General features: G+C 68.1%; 14 protein-coding genes. 3 read left to right on the plus strand and 11 right to left on the minus strand.

The genetic code is table 11. From position 1 onward, the window contains the following. Positions 1–4 precede the first annotated feature (4 nt). Genes WG903_RS14505 through dusA form a run of 6 tightly spaced genes read right to left on the minus strand, consistent with a single transcriptional unit; the run spans position 5 to position 6,990 of the window. A complete protein-coding gene (locus WG903_RS14505) occupies positions 5–1,216 on the minus strand; it encodes an MFS transporter (RefSeq protein WP_340076607.1) in 1,212 nt (403 codons plus the stop codon). Further along, a complete protein-coding gene (locus WG903_RS14510) occupies positions 1,213–1,611 on the minus strand; it encodes a RidA family protein (protein ID WP_340076609.1) in 399 nt (132 codons plus the stop codon). Before WG903_RS14510 ends, WG903_RS14505 begins: the two co-directional genes overlap by 4 nt. Continuing rightward, complete coding sequence (locus tag WG903_RS14515) at positions 1,608–2,750, minus strand: acyl-CoA dehydrogenase family protein (protein ID WP_340076611.1); 1,143 nt, start codon at positions 2,748–2,750, stop codon at positions 1,608–1,610. Before WG903_RS14515 ends, WG903_RS14510 begins: the two co-directional genes overlap by 4 nt. Before the next feature lies 1 nt (position 2,751). Continuing rightward, a complete protein-coding gene (locus WG903_RS14520) occupies positions 2,752–3,612 on the minus strand; it encodes an enoyl-CoA hydratase family protein (protein WP_340076614.1) in 861 nt (286 codons plus the stop codon). Next, on the minus strand, positions 3,596–5,935 hold the full coding sequence (locus tag WG903_RS14525; protein ID WP_340076616.1) for a bifunctional salicylyl-CoA 5-hydroxylase/oxidoreductase: 2,340 nt from the start codon (positions 5,933–5,935) through the stop codon (positions 3,596–3,598). Before WG903_RS14525 ends, WG903_RS14520 begins: the two co-directional genes overlap by 17 nt. A gap of 50 nt (positions 5,936–5,985) precedes the next feature. Then, complete coding sequence (gene dusA / locus WG903_RS14530; RefSeq protein WP_340076618.1) at positions 5,986–6,990, minus strand: tRNA dihydrouridine(20/20a) synthase DusA; 1,005 nt, start codon at positions 6,988–6,990, stop codon at positions 5,986–5,988. A gap of 114 nt (positions 6,991–7,104) precedes the next feature. Here dusA and WG903_RS14535 point away from each other — a divergent pair, with 114 nt between their 5' ends. Then, complete coding sequence (locus WG903_RS14535) at positions 7,105–7,530, plus strand: RNA-binding protein (protein WP_340076621.1); 426 nt, start codon at positions 7,105–7,107, stop codon at positions 7,528–7,530. Positions 7,531–7,540: 10 nt separating this feature from the next. On the opposite strand, the gene WG903_RS14540 is transcribed toward WG903_RS14535, so the two are convergent. Next, positions 7,541–7,909, minus strand: a complete 369-nt coding sequence (locus tag WG903_RS14540) for a hypothetical protein (RefSeq protein ID WP_340076623.1) — start codon at positions 7,907–7,909, stop codon at positions 7,541–7,543. Positions 7,910–7,915: 6 nt separating this feature from the next. Then, positions 7,916–8,227, minus strand: coding sequence for a BON domain-containing protein (locus WG903_RS14545; RefSeq protein ID WP_340076625.1), 312 nt, complete (start codon positions 8,225–8,227; stop codon positions 7,916–7,918). 297 nt (positions 8,228–8,524) lie between these two features. Between WG903_RS14545 and WG903_RS14550 the strand changes: the two genes are divergently transcribed. Further along, entirely contained in the window at positions 8,525–10,480 is a 1,956-nt protein-coding gene (locus WG903_RS14550; protein WP_340076629.1) for an Ig-like domain-containing protein, read from the plus strand. A 32-nt stretch (positions 10,481–10,512) separates the two neighbouring features. Then, the gene (locus WG903_RS14555) at positions 10,513–11,658 is read left to right on the plus strand and encodes an outer membrane beta-barrel protein (RefSeq protein WP_340076631.1); all 1,146 of its coding nucleotides are present in this window, start codon (positions 10,513–10,515) and stop codon (positions 11,656–11,658) included. 61 nt (positions 11,659–11,719) lie between these two features. Here the strand turns inward: WG903_RS14555 and phbB are convergent, their stop codons facing one another. The 3 genes from phbB to WG903_RS14570 are packed head-to-tail and all read right to left on the minus strand — an operon-like array spanning position 11,720 to position 15,385. Next, entirely contained in the window at positions 11,720–12,460 is a 741-nt protein-coding gene (gene phbB / locus WG903_RS14560) for an acetoacetyl-CoA reductase (RefSeq protein ID WP_340076633.1), read from the minus strand. A 39-nt stretch (positions 12,461–12,499) separates the two neighbouring features. Next, complete coding sequence (locus WG903_RS14565) at positions 12,500–13,687, minus strand: acetyl-CoA C-acetyltransferase (RefSeq protein WP_340076635.1); 1,188 nt, start codon at positions 13,685–13,687, stop codon at positions 12,500–12,502. 9 nt (positions 13,688–13,696) lie between these two features. Further along, positions 13,697–15,385, minus strand: coding sequence for a PHA/PHB synthase family protein (locus WG903_RS14570; protein WP_340076637.1), 1,689 nt, complete (start codon positions 15,383–15,385; stop codon positions 13,697–13,699). Positions 15,386–15,424 lie beyond the last annotated feature (39 nt).

Raw genomic sequence — 15,424 nt, forward strand, 5'->3', positions numbered from 1 at the left:
GAGTTTAGTCTTTGCGGGGCGCGGGCAGCACGCGGAAAGCCGCGCAGCCCAGCACCAGTGACAGTGCGATGGCGCCCAGCACGGCGGCATACGGGTCGACCTTGAACGCACCGGCGGCGGATGCGACGCCGCCCGTGAACCACTGCATCACCGCCACGCCGAGGAAGAGCGCCATCGTGAAGACGGCCATCGCGCGGCCCGTCATGTGCGGCGGGTAGGCCGAGCGCACGTCGGCGTACTGCAGGCTGCCGAAGCCCGACATCAGCCCGATGGCCAGGGCCAGCACCACTTCGATGGCCGCGTGCGGGCTCACGGCCATCACGGCGAAGCAGGCGGCATTGATCAGGGCGAACCGCATGATCCAGCTGCGGCGGCGTGCTTCGCCCGGGTCGAGCCGGCCGAAGAGCGGCGCGGCGATCATGCCGGTGACAGAGATCGCGATGGCCACGTTGCCGGTCTGCACCAGGCTGAACGCGTGGCGGTCGATGAGCATCGGCCCCAGCCAGAGGCCGCGCAGCGTCATGAAGGACGAATAGGTCGTGAGCGCCAGCAGGAAGATGCCCGCGGTGTGCGGCAGGCGGAACAGCTCGCCGTAGCCGCGCAGCGCGGCGCCCACGTCGAGCTTCTGGCGCTGGGTGGCGCTGCCGTCGTCGCGCACCAGCGTGAAGATCGCCAGCCACGCGCCGGCCGCCAGCACCGCCAGCGCGACGAAACCCCAGCGCCACGAGAAGGCTTCGATCACCCACGCGAGCGGCGTGCCGGTGAGCAGCAAGCCGACGGAGCCTATGCCCAGCGCCGCGCCGTTGACGGCCGCGAAGCGCTCGATGGGGAAGCGGCGCGAGACGAATACCGTGCAGACCAGGAAGGCCGGCGCGCAGCCGATGCCGATGAGGATCTGGCCGACGATCAGCATCGCGTAGTTCGGCGCGGTGGCGGCCACCAGCGCACCCACGATGGCCAGCGGGAACACGGTGACGATGGTCTTGCGCGGCCCGTACACGTCGATGCCCATGCCCATGAACAGCTGCAGGCCCGCGAACGAGAAGTGGAAGGCCGCCGCGAACAGGCCCAGCTGCTGCTTCGTGAGGTCGAAATCGTGCGTCAGCGCCGGCGCCATGATGGCCGCCGCCGTGCGGAAGGCCTGGCTCAAGGCGAAGCCGCCGATGAGCACCAGCAGCATCGTCCAGGCGGTGCGGGAACCTGGCGAGTCGTTCACTCCGGCAGCATAGCCGTCGCTTCGATCTCGACCTTGGCGCGGTCCTCGATCAGCGCCTTCACTTCCACGGCGGTCATCGCGATGTCATAGCAGCCGACGATTTCGCGGAACGCCTTGCCGATGTCCTTGGCCGCCGCCAGGTACTCGCGCTTGTCGGTGACGTACCAGGTCATGCGCACGATGTGCTCGGGCTTGCCGCCGGCTTCCTTCAGCACGGCGGCAATGTTGGAGAGTGCCTGGCGCGCCTGGGCGGCGAAGTCGTCGCTGGGGAACCGCTCGTTGGCGTCCCAGCCGATCATGCCGGCGATGAAGAGCATGCGGCCCCTGGCGACGACGCCGTTCGCGTAGCCCTTGGGCCTGGGCCAGCCGGCCGGGAGGATCGCTTGGTGCGTCATGCCTTCATTTCCTTCAACAGCTCGCGGCCGATGATCAGTTGCTGCACCTCGCTGGCGCCTTCGTAGATGCGCAGCGGGCGGATCTCGCGGTACAGGCGCTCGACCACCTGCTCGCTTTGCACGCCCATGCCGCCGAAGATCTGCACGGCGGCGTCGATGACCTGCTGCGCGCCTTCGGTGGCGGCGAGCTTGGCCATCGCGGCTTCCTTGGTCACGCCCTTGCCCTGGTCGCGCTGCCACGCGGCGCGGTAGACCAGCAGCGCGGCGCTGTCGATGGTGGTGGCCATCTGCGCCAGCTTGGCTTGCGTCAGCTGGAAGTCGGCCAGCGTGCCGTTGAACATCTTGCGCGTGGCGGCGCGGTGCAAGGCTTCGTCGAGCGCGCGGCGCGCGAAGCCCAGGGCAGCCGCGGCGACGGAGGTACGGAACACGTCCAGCGTGCGCATCGCCACCTTGAAGCCCTCGCCCGCCGCGCCGATGCGGTTGGCAAGCGGCACGCGGCAATTGCCGAACGCGAGGCGCGCCAGCGGGTGCGGCGCGATCACGTCGATGCGTTCGGCGATCTCGAAACCCGGTGCGTCCTTGTCGACGATGAAAGCGGAAATGCCGCGCGCGCCCGGCGCCTCGCCCGTGCGGCAGAACACGACGTAGAAGTCGGCGATGCCGCCGTTGGAGATCCAGGTTTTCTCGCCGTTCAGGATCGCCTGGTCGCCCTCGATGCGCGCGGAGCACTGCATCGCCGCGACGTCGGAGCCCGCGTCGGGCTCGGAGAGCGCGAAGGCCGCGATGGCTTCGCCTTTCGCCACGCGCGGCAGGTACTTCTGCTTCTGCTCCGGTGTGCCTTGCAGCGTGATCGCCCCGCTGCCCAGGCCTTGCATCGCAAACGCGAAATCGGCCAGTCCGTTGTGGCGCGCCAGCGTTTCGCGGATCAGGCAGATGGCGCGGGTGTCGATCTTCTCGCCGGTGGCGTGCTGCACCCAGCCCGCTGCGCCCAGCTTGCGGACCAGGGTGCGGCACTCGGTGTCGACGTCGGCGCTGTGGTGGTCGGCCACGTTTTGCGCCGCCCACGCGTCGAGCTCGCGCGCCAGCTGGCGGTGCCGATCTTCGAAGAACGGCCAGTCCAGGTAACTGGTGTCGGCCATGTCAGTTGCCTTCGAACTTCGGCTTCTGCTTGGCGACGAAGGCTTCGTACGCGCGCGTGAAGTCCTGCGTCAGCATGCACAGGGCCTGCGCCTGCGCCTCGGCTTCGATGGCCTGCTCGATCGTCATGGCCCACTCCTGGTGGAGCATGGTCTTGGTGATGCCGTTCGCGAACGTCGGGCCTTCGCACAGCGACGCCGCGAGCTTCTTCGCCTCGGCGGCCAGTTCCTCGGGCGCGCACAGGCGGTTGAAGAAGCCCCAGCGCTCGCCCTCTTCGCCCGACATCGAGCGGCCGGTGTAGAGCAATTCACTGGCGCGGCCCTGGCCGATGATGCGTGGCAGGATGGCGCACGCGCCCATGTCGCAGCCGGCCAGGCCCACGCGGTTGAACAGGAAGGCCGTCTTGCTGCGCGCGGTGCCGATGCGCAGGTCGGATGACATCGCGACGATGGCGCCCGCGCCGGCGCAGACGCCGTCGATGGCCGCGACGATCGGTTGCGGGCAGGCGCGCATGGCCTTGACCAGGTCGCCCGTCATGCGGGTGAACATCAGCAGCTCCGGCGCCTTCAGCTTCACCAGCGGCCCGATGATCTCGTGCACGTCACCGCCCGAGCAGAAGTTGCCGCCTTCGCCCATGACCACGACCGCATGCACGTCGGTGGCGTACTTCAGTTGCCCGAACAGGTCGCGCAGCTCGGCGTACGAATCGAAGGTCAGCGGGTTCTTGCGCTCGGGGCGGTTGAGGGTGATCGTGGCCACCGCGCCATCGACCTCCCACTTGAAGTGCTTGGCCTTGTAGCCCGCGAGCTGCTTGCGGTTGCCCGCTGCCAGCGCGGGATCGACGCGTTCAGTTGAATCGCTCATTGGCTGCCTCCGCGGCTTGCGCCGCCATCTGTTTCTCGCGCTCGATGTTGCGCTCGAGCTGATTCTTGCCGGACAGGTACTGCACGGGCCAGCCCAGGTCGTGGTAGCCGATCTTCGCGGCTTCGAGCAAGGTCCACTGCGGGTTGGCCAGGTGCGGCCGGGCGATGGCGCACAGGTCGGCACGTCCGGCGGCGATGATGCTGTTCACGTGGTCGGCTTCCGAGATCGCGCCGACGGCGATGGTCGCGATGCCGGCCTCGTTGCGGATGCGGTCGGCAAAGGGCGTCTGGTACATGCGCCCGTACACCGGCTTCTGCGCCTTGCTCACCTGGCCCGACGAGCAGTCGATCATGTCGGCGCCGGCGGCCTTGAACATGCGGCCGATCTCCACCGCGTCGTCGGGCGTGATGCCGCCTTCCACCCAGTCGTGCGCGGAGATGCGCACCGACATCGGCAGGTCCTTCGGCCACGCGGCCCGCATCGCCTTGAAGACTTCGAGCGGGTAGCGCAAGCGGTTGGCCAGCGACCCGCCGTATTCGTCGGTTCGCTGGTTCGTCAGCGGCGAGATGAAGCTGGAAAGCAGGTAGCCGTGCGCGCAGTGCAGCTCCAGCCAGTCGAAGCCGGCCTCGGCGGCATAGCGCGTGGAGCGCACGAAGTCGTCCCGCACGCGGTCCATGTCGGCGCGCGTCATGGGTTTGGACCAGTCGCTCACGCCGTCGATGTACTGCTCGGGCGAAGCCGAGATCAGTGGCCAGTTGCCCGATTCCAGCGGCTGGTCCTCGCCTTCCCACGGCACGCGGGTCGAGCCCTTGGGGCCCGCGTGACCGAGCTGCATGCCGATCATGGCGTCGGACCACTGGTGCACGTAGTCGACGATGCGCTTGAAGCCATCGCGCTGCTGCTCGTTCCACAGCCCCGGGCAGCCGGGCGTGATGCGCGCGTCGGGCGTGGGGCAGGTCATCTCCACGAACACCAGCCCCGCGCCACCCATCGCCCGCGAGCCCAGGTGGACCAGGTGGTAGTCGCCGGGCAGGCCGTCCACGCACGAGTACTGCGCCATCGGCGAGACCACGACGCGGTTCTTCAGCGTGACGCTACGCACGGTGTACGGCGTGAACATCGGCGGAATCGGCTGGCGCACCGGGGCGCGGTTGACGCCCGACCGCAAGGCGATCCAGTCCTCGTACTGCTCCACGTAGCCCTTGTCGCGCAGGCGCAGGTTCTCGTGGCTGATGCGCTGGCTGCGCGTGAGCAGCGAGTAGGCGAACTGCTCCGGCGGCAGGTTGACGTAGCGCGAGACGTTTTCGAACCACTCGGTGGAGTTGCGCGCGGCGTTCTGGATCTTGAGCACCTCGATGCTGCGCACGGCCTCGTAGTCGGCCAGCGCCTGCGGCAGGTCACCGGGGCTGCGGCCTATGCAGCGCGCGAGCTCGATCGAATCCTCCAGCGCCAGCTTCGTGCCCGAACCCACGGAGAAATGGGCCGTGTGCGCGGCATCGCCCATCAGCACCACCGGCGCGCGGCCGTTGTGGTGCACCCAGGTCTTGCACACCACGCGCGGGAAGCGGATCCACTGCGCCGAGCCGCGCAGGTGCGATGCGTTCGACATCAGCGGGTTGCCGTCCAGGTACCTGGCGAAGAGCTTCTCGCAGAACGCGATGCCCTCCTCCTTCTCCATCTTGTCGATGCCCGCCTTCAGCCACACGTCTTCCGGCGCCTCGACGATGAAGGTGGAGGTGTCGCCGTCGAACTGGTAGGCGTGCGCCTGGAACCAGCCGTGCCCGGTTTCCTCGAAGGCGAAGGTGAACGCCTCGAACTTCTTGTGCGTGCCCAGCCAGACGAAGCGGCACTTGCGCAGGTCCACGTCGGGCTGGTAGGTGGCGGCGTACTTGTTGCGGATGCGGCTGTTCAGGCCGTCGCTGGCGATGATGAGGTCGGCGTCGGAGTACTGCTCGTCGCCCTGCACGTCGGTCTCGAACACCAGCTTCACGCCCAGTTCCTCGCAGCGGCGCTGCAGGATATTCAGCAGGCGCTTGCGGCCGATGCCGCAGAAGCCATGGCCACCGGAGCGCACCTTGTGGCCGCGGATGTTGACCTCGATGTCGTCCCAGTGGTTGAAGGCGCCGAGGATCTCGGCCGCCGTCTGCGGGTCGGCGGCCTGCAGGTTGCCCAGCGTCTGGTCGGAGAAGACGACGCCCCAGCCGAAGGTGTCGTAGGGGCGGTTGCGCTCGACGACGGTGATGTCGTGCGCGGGGTCCTGCTTCTTCATCAGGAGCGCGAAGTACAGCCCCGCGGGGCCGCCGCCGATGCAGACGATCTTCATGGATGGCTCCTGGGCGCTGGCGCGATTGGCGATGCCTCGATATTTTAAGTTTAAAGCAATTCGGCCGCCCGCGCCACCTCCTCGTCGGCGAGGGCCATGACGTCGTGCGGGTCCGAGTCGCGCAACTTGTGGTCGCTCCAGACCCGCCGCCAGCGCCGGGCGCCGGGCAGCCCGTTGCGCAGGCCCAGCATGTGGCGCGCGATGTTGGGCCAGGGCGTGCCGTGCAGCTTCTTCTCGCGGGCCATGTAGTCGCACATGGCCATCTCCACCGTCTCGCGCGAGATGTCGCGCTGCGGCTCGCCGAAGTACGCGGCGTCCCATGTCGAAAGCCACCAGGGGTTGTGGTACGCCTCGCGGCCGATCATCGCGCCGTCGACGTGCGCCAGTGCCTCGCTCACCTGCTCGGGCGCGGCGATCCCGCCATTGAGCGCGAAGGTCAGGTGCGGAAAGTCGCGCTTGAGCCGGTGCACGAAGTCGTAGCGCAGGGGGGGCACCTCGCGGTTCTCCTTGGGCGACAGGCCCTTGAGCCACGCGTTGCGGGCATGCACGAAGAACACGCCGCAGCCGGCCTGGCTGACCGCGCCGACGAAGTCGCGCACGAAGTCGTAGCTCTCCACCTTGTCGATGCCGATGCGGTGCTTGACGGTGACCGGGATGCCGACGGCGTCGACCATCGCCTTCACGCAATCGGCCACGAGCTGCGGCTCGGCCATCAGGCACGCGCCGAACGAGCCGCGCTGCACGCGCTCGCTGGGGCAGCCGCAATTGAGGTTGACCTCGTCGTACCCCCACTGCTCGGCGAGCTTCGCGCACTGGGCGAGCTCGGCCGTGTCGCTGCCGCCGAGCTGCAGCGCGACCGGATGCTCTTCCTTGTTGAAGTCCAGGTGGCGCGGAATGTCGCCATGCAGGAGCGCCCCGGTGGTGACCATCTCCGTGTACAGGAAGGCGCGGCGCGTGAGCAGGCGGTGGAAGAACCGGCAGTGGCGGTCGGTCCAGTCCATCATCGGCGCGACGCTCATGCGCCACGGGCTCAAGGTCTTGTCCTCATCCTTCACCCCATGGACTTTAGCCGCATCGGCAGGACGGGCGTTCCGCCGACAGACAGCCGCCATGCCTGAGCCGACATTGGAGAGTGCGGCGCTGCCGCATCGCACGGAAGGAGAAACACGATGAAGGCCTTTGCCCCCGACTCGAAGATGTACACGCTGCTGGGTGGCGTGTTCTACCCCACCGGGCACATCTTCATCATGTACCCGACCGCCGAGGAAGCCAACGATGCCGAGCGCCGCCTCCTCGATGCCGGCTTCAGCGGCGATTCGATCTCGCTGCTCACGCCGGATGACATCCACACCAAGATCGCCTCGGCGGTGATCGACAACGACCACATGCCGTCGGCGGGCACGGAAGCGGCAACGGCGCGCCACTACGAAGAGCTGGCGCGCGAAGGCCATCACGCGATCCTCGTCCCGGTGCCCAAGGCCAAGGATGCGGAACTTGCCGTGGCGGCGCTGAAGGGCACGAACATCTCGTACGCCCAGCGCTACCGCCTCCTCGTGATCGAGGACATCGTCGGCCAGGCCAACGAAAAGAACTAGGCCCGCGCGCTCAGCGCTCGGCCGGCCGGGTGGACTCGCGCAGGACCCCGCCCCCGCTCACGCTTCCGCTGGCGGCGCCGGGTTGCATCCGCAGGACGCAGTCCTGGCGGTCGTCCGCGGGCAGCGCGTTGCAGCGCGCGACCCCGTTTTGCGCAAGGTCGCCCGTGGACAGGTTGCCGCGCCGCGCTTCCTGCAAGGCCGCGGCCGCCTCGCGCAGGCAGGTGGCGCGATCCTGGCTGGACGCGCCACTGAGGCAGTCGGCCCGCTCCTGCTGGTAGCGCAGTTGCGCCGGCGACGGCTTGGCGGCGAACGCCCCCGACGTTGACAGCAGCGCTGCCGCCCCCGCGCACAGGATCGCGGCGGTTGGAGTGCGGATCATCGCGGCCTACTTGACGCGCATGTCGTTGGCGACGGAAGTGACCCCGCCCACGGCTTGCGCGACTTGCACGGCACGGACGACGCTCGCGCGGTCGTGGACGAACCCGCTCAGCTGCACGCGGCCCTTGAACGTCTCGACGTTGATCTCGGCGGACTTGAGCATGGGGTCGTTGAAGATCGCGGCCTTCACCTTCGTGGTGAGGACCGTGTCGTCCACGTATTGCCCGGTGCTTTCGTGCTTCTGCGTGGATGCGCAGCCCGCCACGGCGGTGAGGAGGACGGCGGCGAAGATGACGGAGACGGAGCTGAATCGGTTCATGGAATTCCAGTGGGTTGTTTTGGGGACCCCCGGGCGCTGCTGCGGCCGGGGCGATGACATGCGAGTCAACAACCGGCAGGTTGCGCCCACGGCGCCGGGTTGTCTATGTGCTGCCGCACGCAAATCCGCGTGAATAGTGTTGCGCAGCAACGGCGCCTGTAGGACAAGGCGCCTTCATCGCGTACGCGACCCTGTTACGTCCGACGTCGTACAGATCGACGAGCATGCCTGGCCCCAAGCTCTGCTGTTCATGGCGAATGGCTCCCAAGGCGTCACGCCCAACTGAATGGAAATTCGATGAACAGACTCAAGAGCATTCGGCCGTGGCTCACGGCACTCCTGGTAGGCGCGCTGGTCGCCTGCGGCGGCGGGGGCCGCGACAAGGTCCTGGGCTTCGACGGGCCGGCTGCGCCGCCTCCCGTCCCGCCGACGGTGACCGCCGTGGCACCGGTCAACAACGCCACCGGCGTTCCCACCAACAACACCATCATCACCGCCGCATTCAGCGAGCCGATGGCCCCGATCACCGGCACCGCGAGCTTCACCGTGACCTGCGCCGCACCCTGCGTGAATCCCGCCGGGACCGTGACGCTCGACAGCACCGGCCGCATCGCGACATTCGCGCTGCCCGCCGGCGCAGCGCTTGCTGCCGGCACCACCTACACCGCCACCGTGACCGGCGCCAAGAGCGCGGCCTCCGGCCTGGCGCTTGCGGTGCCTTATGTCTGGCAGTTCACGACGGGTGTCGTCGCCGACACCACCCGCCCGAGCGTGGTGCTGACAGTGCCCGCGACAACCAGCCCCGGCCCGACCGCAGGCGTTGCGACGAACACCGCGATCAGCGCGCTGTTCAGCGAAGACATGGCTGCGGCCTCGCTTTCGGCCAGCACGTTCACGCTCACCTGCGCCGCGCCTTGCACGTCACCGGCAGGAACGGTGTCTTACTCCGTCGGTAACCGCACCGCCGTGTTCACGCCGGCAGCCGCGCTCGCAGCGAGCACCACCTACGTCGCAACGATCACCACGGGTGCCACCGACCTCGCGGGCAACGCGCTCGCCGGCAACCAGGCCGCCCTGCCCGCCGCCAGCAACCATGTCTGGTCGTTCACCACGGCCGCGGGCCCGATTGCCGCGACGAACGTCTCCGTAGCCTCCACCAACCCGGTTGCCGGCGCCACGACGGTCTGCACCAACGCCACCGTGAACGCCACCTTCGCCGTGCCCTCGGGCCTGCGGATGGACCCGAACTCGATCAACTCGGCCGTCTTCACCGTCAGCGGTGCGGCACCCGTGGTCGCTTCGTCGGTCGTGCTGGACGCCGCCACCGGGCGAATCGCAACGTTCACGCCCGCGGCCCCGCTCGTGGCCGGCACGCAGTACACGGCCCGCATCAAGGGCGGTGCGACCGGCGCCGTGGACCTCGCGGTCCCCGCCAACACCCTGCTCGCCGACGCGACATGGAACTTCACCGCGGTGAATTGCGCCGCTCCCCCGCCGCCGTCCGTGGCGCTCGGTTCCTCGTCGCTGTTCGGCGCATTCGGCGGCTCGGCCGGCGTGACCAACCAGGGCCTGAACACCGTGATCAACGGCAACCTCGGCACCACCGCCGTGTCCACGGCCGTCACCGGCTTCCATGACGCCGGCCCCGGCTGCACGTACATCGAGACCGGGCTGAACGTCGGCACCGTCAACGGCCTGATCTACACCGCGCCGCCCCCGCCGACCATTGCCTGCCCGAACGAAGGAACGGCCACGACGTTCGCGATCGCAACGCAGGCACGCGCCGACGCACTGGCCGCCTACAACGCGCTGGTCGCGATGCCGGGTGGGCCGGATCCGGGCGCGGGCAACCTCGCCAACAAGACGCTCGCACCCGGCGTGTACACCGCAGCCGCAGGCAGCTTCATGATCCAGGGCGGCAACCTGACGCTCGATGCGCAAGGCGATGCCAACGCGGTCTGGGTCTTCCAGATGGCGACGACCCTGACGGTGGGCGGCCCCGGCGCTGCGGCACCGGCCAGCATCATCATGGCCAACGGCGCGCAGGCCAAGAACGTGTACTGGCAAGTGGGCTCCGCCGCAACGATCAACGCCGCGGGTGGCGGGACGTTCTACGGCACCGTGATCTCGCAGGCCGGCGCGGCGATCTCGACGCCCGGCAACGTGGCCCTGGTCACCATCAACGGCCGCGTGCTGTCGCTGGGCGCCTCCGTCACGATGGTCAACACCGTCATCAACGTGCCGGCTCCCTGAGCGCCCGCCCGAACATTCCTCGAAAGCAGAACATGAAATTCCCAATGACTTCGGTGGCGCTCGGCGTTGCCGCACTCGCGGCACTGGCCTCGCCCCTGGCCCTCGCGCAGGACTCGGGCTGGTATGCGGGCGGCAACGTCGGCCGCGCCGCGGTGAGCATCGACGACGACCGCATCACCCAGGGCCTGGCCGGCCAAGGCCTGGCCACCACGTCGATCGACGACCACGACCGCCAAACGGCGTTCAAGGTCTTCGGCGGCTACCAGTTCAACCGGAGCGTCGCGCTGGAAGGCGGCTACTTCGACCTGGGCCGCTTCGGCTACTCGGCGCACACGGCGCCCACGGGCACCCTGAACGGCAACATGCAGCTGCGTGGCCTGAACCTCGACCTGGTCGGCACGTTCCCGCTGGTGGGGAACCTGTCCGCCCTCGGCCGGGTCGGCGTCACGTCGACCCGCGCCCGCGACAATTTCAGTGCCAGCGGCGCGGCGTCCGTGCCGTATGCGAGCAGCAGCGCGAGCCAGCGCAGCACCGACATCAAGCTCGGCGCGGGGCTGGCCTACGCCTTCACGCCGTCGCTGTCGATGCGGGTCGAGCTGGAGCGCTACCGCTTCAAGGACGGCGTGGGCAACCGCGGCAACGCGGACGTGGCCTCGCTCGGCCTTGTCTACCTGTTCGGCGTGCAGCCCCGGCGCGTGAACGTGGCCGCGGCTCCGGCGGTGGTCGCGCCGCCACCGCCGCCGCCGCCCGCGGCAGTCGTTGCACCGCCGCCGCCGCCCCGGCCCGCACCGCCTCCGGCGCCCACGCGCGTGTCCCTGTCGGCCGACGCGTTGTTCGACTTCGACCGCTCGACGATCAAGGACACCGGACGCGTGGAGCTCGACAAGTTCGCGGCCCAATTGCGCGGCATGCAGTACGACAGCGTGCAGGTCACCGGCAACACCGACCGGCTGGGCGGACACGACTACAACCAGAAGCTGTCAGAGCGCCGCGCACAGGCCGTGCGCGAGTACCTGGTCCAGGCCGGCGTTGCCTCCGCGAAAATCTCCGCTCGCGGTGTCGACGGCTCCAACCCGCTCACGGGCGGCCAGTGCAAGGGCAACAAGCCTTCGCCCGCGCTGATCGCCTGCCTGCAGCCGGACCGGCGTGTCGACGTGGAAGTGTCTGGAAGCCGGTAAGCGACGGAATTGAAAAGGCCCGCGCGAGCGGGCCTTTTTCTTGCGGGCGCCGGCGGCGCCTTCAGTGCATGTGCAGGCCGCCGTTCACGGAGAAGTCCGCGCCGGTGGCGTAGCCGCCTTCGTCCGAAGCCAGCCACGCGATGATCGACGCGATCTCGCTCGGCTCGCCCAGGCGCTTGACCGGCACCGTGCTCACGATCTTCTCGAGCACGTCGGGGCGGATCGCCTTGACCATGTCGGTGCCGATGTAGCCGGGGCTCACGGTGTTGACCGTCACGCCCTTGTTCGCGAGCTCCTGCGCCAGCGCCATCGTGAAGCCGTGCATGCCCGCCTTGGCCGCCGAGTAGTTCGTCTGGCCGGCCTGGCCCTTCTCGCCGTTCACCGAGCTGATGTTGATGATGCGGCCGAAGCCCCGCTCCACCATGTCGCCCACGACCTGCTTGGTCACGTTGAACATGGAGTTGAGGTTGGTCTCGATCACCGCGTCCCAGTCCTCGCGCGACATCTTGAGGAACATGCGGTCGCGCGTGATGCCGGCGTTGTTCACCAGCACTTCGATGGCGCCGTGTTCGGCCTTGGCCTTGCCGAAGGCTTCCACCGTCGATTCCCAGCTGCCGACGTTGCCGACGGACGCGTAGAACGTGTAGCCCAGTTGCTTCTGCTCCTCCAGCCACTTCGCGTGGTCACGCGTGGGGCCGCAGCCGGCGATGACCGTGAAGCCGTCCTTGTGCAGGCGCTGGCAGATGGCGGTGCCGATGCCGCCCATGCCACCGGTGACGTATGCGACTCTCTTCTGGCTCATCGTTGTTCTCCTGTGATGGGTTTCATTCTTGTACTCCGATCAGACGCGCTCGACGGCGAGGGAAACCCCCATGCCGCCCCCAATGCAGAGGGCCGCGACGCCCTTCTTCGCTTCACGCCGTTGCATCTCATGCAGGAGCGTCACCAGGATGCGCGCGCCCGACGCACCGATGGGGTGCCCGATGGCGATCGCGCCGCCGTTGACGTTGACCTTGGCCGGGTCGACGCCCAGCTCCTTGTTGACGGCGCACGCTTGGGCGGCGAAGGCTTCGTTGAGCTCGAACAGGTTGACGTCGCCCACGCTCCAGCCGGCGCGCTCCAGCGCCTTCTTCGTCGCCGGCACCGGTCCCATGCCCATCGTGGCGGGGTCCAGGCCGCTGGTGCCGAAGGCGGCGATGCGCGCGAGGGGCTTGAGGCCCAGCTCGGCGGCCTTCTTCGCGCTCATCAGCACGAGCGCGGCAGCGCCGTCGTTGATGCCGGACGCGTTGCCGGCCGTCACGGTGCCCGCCTTGTCGAACGCGGGACGCAGGCCCGACAGCGCTTCGGCGCTGGTCTTCTTGTTGATGAACTCATCGTCGGCGAAGACGATGGGGTCGCCCTTCTTCTGCGGGATGGTCACGGCGACGATCTCGTCCTTGAACTTGCCGGCGGCCTGCGCGGCGGCGGCCTTGGTCTGGCTGCCCAGCGCCAGCTCGTCCTGCTTGGCACGCGAAATGTCGTGCTGCTTGGCGACGTTCTCGGCGGTCACGCCCATGTGGTACTGGTTGTACACGTCCCACAGGCCGTCGACGATCATCGTGTCCTGCATCTTCCAGTCGCCCATGCGCTGGCCGTCGCGCGAGCCCTGCAGCACGTGCGGCGCGGCGCTCATGTTCTCCTGGCCGCCGGCCACCACGATCTCGCTGTCGCCCCAGGCGATGGCTTGCGCGGCGAGCATCACGGCCTTCAGGCCCGAGCCGCACACCGCATTGATCGTCAGCGCCGGCACTTCCTTCGGCAGGCCCGCCTTCAGCGACGCCTGGCGCGCGGGGTTCTGGCCCGCGCCGGCCGCCAGCACCTGGCCCATGATCACCTCGCCCACCTGCTCGGGCTTGACCTTGGCGCGCGCGAGCGCTTCCTTGATCACGATGGCGCCCAGCTCGGTCGCCGGGATCTTGGCGAGCGAGCCGCCGAACTTGCCGACCGCGGTGCGGACGGCGGAAACGATGACGATGTCGGTGTCTTTCATGGGGTCTCCTTAGGCTTTCGCCTTCACATATCTACCGGGTGCCGGCTCGATGGCCTTGTACTTCGTGCCCTTGCCGAATGTCTTGGGTGCAGCGATCTGCTTGCCCGCGTGCGGCTTGAGCCACGCGGCCCAGTCCGTCCACCAGCTGCCGGGGTGCTCCTTGGCGCCGGCCGTCCATTCCTCATGCGACTTCGGCAGCTTGTCGTTGGTCCAGTACGAGCGCTTCTTCTTCGCGGGCGGGTTGATCACGCCGGCGATGTGGCCCGAGGCGCCCATCACGAAACGCTTCTTGCCGGGCAGCACCTGCGTGGAGGCGTACGCGCCGCCGATCGGCACGATGTGGTCCTCGCGCGAGCCGTAGATGTACACGGGGATGTCGAGCTTCTTCAGGTCGACCTTCTCGCCGCACACGGTGAGCCTGTTCGACTTGACCAGGTTGTTCTCGAGGTACATGTTGCGGATGTACCAGGTGTACATCGGGCCCGGCAGGTTGGTCGAGTCGCTGTTCCAGTACAGCAGGTCGAACGGCGGCGGCGTCTCGCCCTTGAGGTAGTTGCCCACGACGTAGTTCCACACCAGGTCGTTCGGGCGCAGGAAGCTGAAGGTGGACGCGAGTTCCTGCCCCTTGAGCAGGCCCTTCTTGCCCATCTGCATCTCGCGGAACTTCACCATGCCCTCGTCGATGAAGACGTCGAGCACGCCCGACTCCTTGAAGTCCAGCAGCGTGGTGAGGAAAGTGGCCGAAGCGACGGGCTTCTCGCCGCGCGCCGCCAGCACCGCCAGCGACGTGCCGAGGATGGTGCCGCCGACGCAGAAGCCGAGCGCGTTGATCTGCTTGGCGCCGGAAATCTCTTTCACGACGCGGATGGCCTCGATCGGGCCGTCGCCGACGTAGTCGTCCCAGGTCTTCTCCTGCAGCGTGTCGTCGGGGTTGCGCCAGCTCATGACGAACGTGCGGTGGCCCTGCTCCACGAGGAAGCGCACCAGCGAGTTGTCCGGCTGCAGGTCGAGGATATAAAACTTGTTGATGCAAGGCGGCACCACGAGGAAAGGCTTCTCGTGCACCTGCTTCGTGAGCGGCTTGTATTCGACCAGCTGGAACAGCTCGTTTTCCCAGACGACCGCGCCTTCGGTGGTGGCGACGTTCTTGCCGACTTCGAACACGCTCTCGTCGGTCATCGACACGTGGCCTTGCTGGATGTCGGCCAGCAGGTTCTGGATGCCCTTGGCGATGCTCTCGCCGTTGGTCTCCAGCGCCTTCTTCTGCGCTTCGGCGTTCAGCGCCAGGTAGTTGCTGGGCGCTGAGGCGGCCATCCACTGCTCCACCGCGAAGCGCAGGCGGGCCTTGGTCTTCGTATCGGTCTTGGCGGCTTCGACCATGCCGAGCAGCGTGCGGGCGTTCAGCAAATACACCGCAGCGGAGTACGAAGCGACGGGGTTCTGCGTCCACGCATCGGCCGCGAAGCGCCTGTCCTTCTTCGCGAGGTCGGGCAGCAGGCTGGCGTTCCACAGCTGCGCGGCCTCTTCGACGTACGCGCGCTGGAGTGCTTCGAGTTTCTGGGGGTCGAACGTGAGCTGGGGCACGTCGGGCAGCTGGGGCAGCTTCGGCATGGCGGCGCCCTGCGCGAGTCCGCCGAACGACTGCATGGCTTGCGACCACTGCTTGCCCATGTCTCCCCAATCCGGCAGAGAATTCATGTTGTCTTGTCTCCTGGTCCCGTGTTTTTGTTCGGGTTA

This window comes from Ramlibacter sp. PS4R-6 (assembly GCF_037572775.1).
Lineage (GTDB): Bacteria > Pseudomonadota > Gammaproteobacteria > Burkholderiales > Burkholderiaceae_C > Ramlibacter.

Coding starts and splice junctions, on each gene's coding strand:
- WG903_RS14570 (WP_340076637.1), bottom strand. CDS start 15,385: ATGAATTCTCTGCCGGATTGGGGAGACATGGGCAAGCAGTGGTCGCAA.
- WG903_RS14510 (WP_340076609.1), bottom strand. CDS start 1,611: ATGACGCACCAAGCGATCCTCCCGGCCGGCTGGCCCAGGCCCAAGGGC.
- phbB (WP_340076633.1), bottom strand. CDS start 12,460: ATGAGCCAGAAGAGAGTCGCATACGTCACCGGTGGCATGGGCGGCATC.
- WG903_RS14540 (WP_340076623.1), bottom strand. CDS start 7,909: ATGATCCGCACTCCAACCGCCGCGATCCTGTGCGCGGGGGCGGCAGCG.
- WG903_RS14535 (WP_340076621.1), top strand. CDS start 7,105: ATGAAGGCCTTTGCCCCCGACTCGAAGATGTACACGCTGCTGGGTGGC.
- WG903_RS14550 (WP_340076629.1), top strand. CDS start 8,525: ATGAACAGACTCAAGAGCATTCGGCCGTGGCTCACGGCACTCCTGGTA.
- WG903_RS14555 (WP_340076631.1), top strand. CDS start 10,513: ATGAAATTCCCAATGACTTCGGTGGCGCTCGGCGTTGCCGCACTCGCG.
- WG903_RS14525 (WP_340076616.1), bottom strand. CDS start 5,935: ATGAAGATCGTCTGCATCGGCGGCGGCCCCGCGGGGCTGTACTTCGCG.
- WG903_RS14515 (WP_340076611.1), bottom strand. CDS start 2,750: ATGGCCGACACCAGTTACCTGGACTGGCCGTTCTTCGAAGATCGGCAC.
- WG903_RS14545 (WP_340076625.1), bottom strand. CDS start 8,227: ATGAACCGATTCAGCTCCGTCTCCGTCATCTTCGCCGCCGTCCTCCTC.
- WG903_RS14520 (WP_340076614.1), bottom strand. CDS start 3,612: ATGAGCGATTCAACTGAACGCGTCGATCCCGCGCTGGCAGCGGGCAAC.
- WG903_RS14565 (WP_340076635.1), bottom strand. CDS start 13,687: ATGAAAGACACCGACATCGTCATCGTTTCCGCCGTCCGCACCGCGGTC.